Here is a 5,035-nt window from a genome sequence, read left to right on the forward strand (position 1 = left end):
CGCTCGGTCCGCTCGTACCTGAGAAGTACCCAGCGCCGCCCCGAGCTTGTGCGTCGCTACTTCGACGCCCCCGAGGTCCAGTATGCCGCCTGGTGAGAATGTCAACTACATCCTGCTCCCCGTAATACCTTGACATGAAGAGAGCGCTCGCGAACGAAGACGATCGGGAGGAAGCTGTTCTTAGCGTCCCCGAGGACCGGCTCGTCAAGACCTTCGGTGGGGAGATCGCGCTCGAGGTGAGAACGGCCGAGCGCGAGTACGAGCAAGACATGTTCCCGGCGAACCGTATCTTCGCAAGTGCGGAATGGCGTCAGGCGTACAACCGGCACTGGCGCTATGACCCGGAGAAGATACAGCTCTTTGACACATTCGAGCGTGAGGTCATCAAACGCTTCGAGCAGTACCAGGTGCCGGTGATCGAGCTGAAGAAGGAGACGCCGAAGGAAGCCGTGTGCCTGGTGTTCGAACGGGTGAACACCAAAGGTATGGCCCTGACCGTGTTCGAGCTTCTGACGGCATCGTTCGCTGCCGACGACTACCAGCTTCGGGATGACTGGAACGCTCGCGAACATCAGCTCAAGAGCCGGCATCCCGTGCTGAAGGGCCTCCAGAGCGACGACTTCCTTCAAGCCGTGTCTCTTCTGGTAACGAAGACGCGCCGGCGCGAAGCGATCGAGACCGCCGCCGCGATCGACAAGGCACCCGGGATCAGCTGCAAGAGGAAAGACATACTGAAGCTGGAGGTCGCGGACTGGAAAGCTTGGGCCGATCGTGTCGAGGACGGTTTCACGAGGGCCGCACGGTTCCTCTACGGCCAGAAGATCTTCAAGGCGCGCGATCTCCCCTACCGCACGCAACTCGTGCCCCTCGCCGCAATCCTCGCGGACTTGGACAGAGAAGGTGAGACCGAGGGCGCGCGCCAGAAGATTGCCCGATGGTACTGGTGCGGGGTGCTTGGAGAGCTCTACGGCGGTGCGATTGAGAGCCGATTCGCGCGCGACCTGCCGGAGGTGACTGCCTTCGTTCGCGGCGACGCGACGGAACCCATCACGATTCAGGAGTCGAGCTTCCAGACCAACCGTCTCCTCACGCTGCGCACACGGAACAGCTCCGCGTACAAGGGACTGTACGCCCTCCTCATGCGCGACGGCGGCCGGGACTTCCGAACCGGCGAACCGATCGAGGCACAAACCTTCTTTGACGAGAAGATCGACATTCATCATATCTTTCCTGAGCAGTGGTGCAAGGCGGCCGGTCTCGATGGAAGCATCTACAACAGCATCATTAACAAGACGGCTCTCTCGGCAACAACCAATCGGCAGATCGGAGGTCGTGCGCCGTCGAAGTACCTTCCTGCTATCGAGAAGGCTGCTGGAATCGACTCCGGGCGGATGGATGCGATCCTGCGATCTCATTGCATCTCGCCGGAAGACCTTCGCACGGACCGTTTTTGGGAGTTCTTCGAGTCGCGCGCGGAGGCGCTGATCCAACGGATCGAAGCCGCCACAGGCAAGAAGATCACCCGGGAGTTGGACCTATTCCGCGCCGGGGTGGTCCCCGAGGCGTACGACGAAGAGCCTGAGGACTGGGACGCAGACGAGGCGCAGGCCGAGACGGCGTCGTAAACGGTCGGCAGCATCAGGATGAAGCTTGGGAACATCCTCCCCCTTGCCGCCGGGCCGAGCACGGACTAGAATGAGTTCGCCATTCGGTCCGGGCGCTCCGAGCGCTGCGGATCGATCCACGATCGAGGGGGGCCCCTTCAACATGCCCAGATCTTTCGGTCAACTTCGAGAGGACGATCCGCGGTCTCTTCCCTCCTACTCCATCCCGGATGCCGCGCGCTACCTTCTCGTCCCTCCGGCGACGGTCCGTTCGTGGGTCGCGGGACGTCCGTACCCGACGCAGTCGGGAGTTCGCCGCTTTTCGCCCGTGATCGCGCCCGCGGATTCGAAGAAGCTCATTCTCTCATTCGTCAACCTTGTCGAGATCCATGTCCTCTCGGCCGTGCGAAAGGAGCACAACGTGCGCCTGCTGCACGTGCGGTCGGCGATCGATTACCTGAAGCGCCATTTCGCGTCGCCTCATCCTCTCGCGGATCAGAGGCTCGCCTCCGACGGCGTCGATCTCTTTGTCGAGAAGTTCGGCCAGCTCATCAACATCTCGCAGAGCGGCCAGCTCGGCATCCGAGAGTTTCTGCTCGCCCACCTGAAGCGCGTGGAATGGGACGCGAGGGGCATCCCGTTCCGACTCTATCCCTTCACACGGGCCGCCGTCCCCGAAGCGCCGAAGACCGTGATGATCGACCCGCTGATTGCTTTCGGCAGGCCTGTCCTGGTTGGAACCGGAATCCCCACCACCGTCATCGCGGAACGCTACAAGGCCGGCGAGTCGATCGAGGACCTGGCCGAGGACTATGGCCGCTCCCACCAAGAAATCCAAGAGGCGATCCGCTGCGAGCTTTTCCTCCACGCGGCGTGATCCCCCCACGTTCTTCGTCGACCGGTCGATGGGACGGAAGGTGGTGCCCGCGAGGCTGAGATCCCTCGGGTACCCCGTCATCGTCCACGACGAGGAGTTCGCCCCGGACGCGCGGGACGAGGAGTGGCTTGCCGCTGCGGGCCGTGCGAGATGGATCGCGCTCACGCAGGATCAGAAGATCCGCTACCGAGAGGGGGCGAAAGCGGTCGTCCGAAAGCACGGCGTCGCTCTCTTCGTGGTCTCTGCGGCCAACAGCACGGGACAGGAGGTCGCGGAGATTGTTGGCCGAGCCGCGAGGCGGATTGTCCGTTTCACGGGAAGGAACGATCCGCCGTTCATCGCAAGGATCTACCAGGATGGCTCGGTCCGCATGGTCGCGGACCTGAAGTGAGCGTCTGAACGGCCATGTTGTTGCGAGGAAACCACCGCGAGACCGACAGGAGGCCCGCCGGAGCGCCGAAATCCCACCCTGAAAAAAGAACATCCGATGTTCGATTTTCGTGGTAACATGGGAGCATGATCGAGCGTACGGAATGGCTGCGGAAGATCAGGACCGCGCTCAGGCGAAGCCGCGTGACGGCTCTCGTCGGCCCTCGACAATCGGGGAAGACCACGCTCGCCCGCCAGATCGTCCCGATTGATTCCCCATCCTACTTCGACCTCGAGGACCCGAGAAGCCTCGTGCGCCTCGCCGAGCCGATGACCGCGCTCTCCCCTCTTCGGGGCATCGTCGTGATCGACGAGATCCAGCGCCGCCCCGATCTCTTTCCTGTCCTCCGGGTCCTCTCCGATCGCCGCCCGCTTCCCGCCCGCTTCCTCATTCTAGGGAGCGCGACCCCCGATTTGCTCCGTCAATCGACGGAGACTCTGGCCGGACGCCTGGAGATCGTGACCCTCTCCGGGTTCGGGCTCGGCGAGATTGGGGCGCAGCACTTGCGACGTCATTGGAGGCGAGGTGGCTTTCCTCCCTCCACGCTCGCCCGGTCGGAGAACGATAGCTACGCCTGGCGCGAGCAGTTCATCCGGACCTTCCTCGAGAGAGACCTACCGCAGCTCGGCATCACGATTCCGTCCACGGCGCTCCTTCGTTTCTGGACCATGATCGCCCACAGCCACGGGCGTGTCTGGAACGCGGCCGATCCGGCTCGCTCGCTCGGTGTGAGCCTGCCGACCGTCCGTCGCTATCTGGACCTGCTCGCGGGTCTCTACATGGTCAGACAGCTCCAGCCCTGGCACGCGAACCTCAAGAAAAGACAAGTCAAAGCCCGAAAGGTTTACGTTCGGGATACCGGGCTCCTCCATGTTCTTCTCGGGATTCGAACCGAGCGGGATCTCCTGTCGCATCCGGCCGTCGGGTCCTCGTGGGAAGGCTATGCGATCGAGGAAGTCCTGAAAGCGGCCGAGGTGGACGGCGCATACTTCTGGGCGACGCACACGGGAGCCGAGCTCGATCTCCTCCTCGTCCGCGGCGGGAAGCGCTTCGGTGTCGAGATCAAGTTCCAGGACGCGCCTCATCTCACAAGCTCCATGAGGATCGCGATGGAGGACCTCCGACTCGAGAAGCTGACCGTGCTCTATCCGGGGGATGTACGCTATGATCTCGGAGCGAATGTGAGCGTGATGCCGGTCGCCGACCTCGCAACGGGCGGCGGAGAGGCCCTGACCAACCGGGCCGGGACAAAGAAGAAGCGAAAGAGCGGGGCTTGACCCTGCGGCTCTTCGAGAGAGCGGCAGGGCGGAATCCAATGCGCGGCTACCTCGCCAACACCGATCACGACTGGTTCCGGTTCTTGCGATCGCGGCCGGATCTGGACGAGGTGAACTTCTGGCAGCCGGGGGGTGGGAGCGGTTTTGGTGCGATCCCGCCGGGGGCGCCGTTTTTGTTTAAGCTGAAAGCACCGTACTATGCGATCGGCGGGTTCGGGTTCTTCGCACATGCGTCGAGGTTTCCGGCCTCGCTCGCGTGGGATGCGTTCGGCGATAAGAACGGCGCGCCGACCTTCGAGGAGATGCTCCGGCAGATCCTCCGGTACCGCGAGCGCGGGAAACGCGCTCTCGAGCCGGGCGAGGATCCCACGATCGGCCGTCTCATGGTGAGCGATCCGGTCTTCTTCGCGGAGGAGCAGTGGATCGAGCAACCGCGCGATTGGAGCTCGCCCATCGTGCAGGGGAAGACGTACGACCTCGCGGTCGGAGAGGGGCAGCGCATCTGGCAGGAGTGCCTCGTTCGCGCCGCGTCGATCCCGACGCCGATGGAGCTTCGCTCGCGGATTCGCGAGATCGCCGAGGGAGAGCGCTACGGGCGTCCGGCGCTCATCCACCCTCGTCTCGGCCAGGGCTCGTTCCGCGCCGCGATCCTCGACGCGTACGACCGCGCGTGCGCAGTGACGACCGAGCACTCCCTCCCGGTTCTCGAGGCCGCGCACATCCGCCCGTACGAGAAATCCGGCAAGCACGAGTACGGCAACGGCATCCTCCTTCGCGCCGACATCCACCGTCTCTTCGACAAGGGCTACGTGAGCGTGACGCCCGATCTCCGATTCCGCGTGAGCCG

General features: G+C 63.5%; 5 protein-coding genes. All 5 read left to right on the forward strand.

All coding sequences use genetic code 11. The annotated features are described in order from the left end of the window. Positions 1-134: 134 nt before the first annotated feature. Positions 135-1,625: a hypothetical protein gene (locus FJY73_13925; protein MBM3321757.1), complete on the forward strand. Its 1,491-nt coding sequence runs from the start codon at positions 135-137 to the stop codon at positions 1,623-1,625. Positions 1,626-1,767: 142 nt separating this feature from the next. Next, positions 1,768-2,481 carry a DUF433 domain-containing protein gene (locus FJY73_13930; GenBank protein ID MBM3321758.1) on the forward strand — a complete coding sequence of 238 codons (714 nt, stop codon included), beginning with the start codon at positions 1,768-1,770 and terminating at the stop codon, positions 2,479-2,481. A 43-nt stretch (positions 2,482-2,524) separates the two neighbouring features. Further along, positions 2,525-2,872, forward strand: coding sequence for a hypothetical protein (locus FJY73_13935; GenBank protein ID MBM3321759.1), 348 nt, complete (start codon positions 2,525-2,527; stop codon positions 2,870-2,872). A 125-nt stretch (positions 2,873-2,997) separates the two neighbouring features. Next, positions 2,998-4,188, forward strand: a complete 1,191-nt coding sequence (locus tag FJY73_13940) for an ATP-binding protein (protein ID MBM3321760.1) — start codon at positions 2,998-3,000, stop codon at positions 4,186-4,188. Positions 4,189-4,226: 38 nt separating this feature from the next. Next, on the forward strand, positions 4,227-5,035 hold an 809-nt coding region (locus FJY73_13945), incomplete at its 3' end, for an HNH endonuclease (protein ID MBM3321761.1).

This window comes from Candidatus Eisenbacteria bacterium (assembly GCA_016867715.1).
In the GTDB taxonomy this organism is placed as follows: Bacteria; Orphanbacterota; Orphanbacteria; order Orphanbacterales; family Orphanbacteraceae; genus VGIW01.

Excerpts from the sequence above, each read along its gene's own strand:
- FJY73_13925 (MBM3321757.1), top strand. The coding sequence starts at position 135 with ATGAAGAGAGCGCTCGCGAACGAAGACGATCGGGAGGAAGCTGTTCTT.
- FJY73_13930 (MBM3321758.1), top strand. The coding sequence starts at position 1,768 with ATGCCCAGATCTTTCGGTCAACTTCGAGAGGACGATCCGCGGTCTCTT.
- FJY73_13940 (MBM3321760.1), top strand. The coding sequence starts at position 2,998 with ATGATCGAGCGTACGGAATGGCTGCGGAAGATCAGGACCGCGCTCAGG.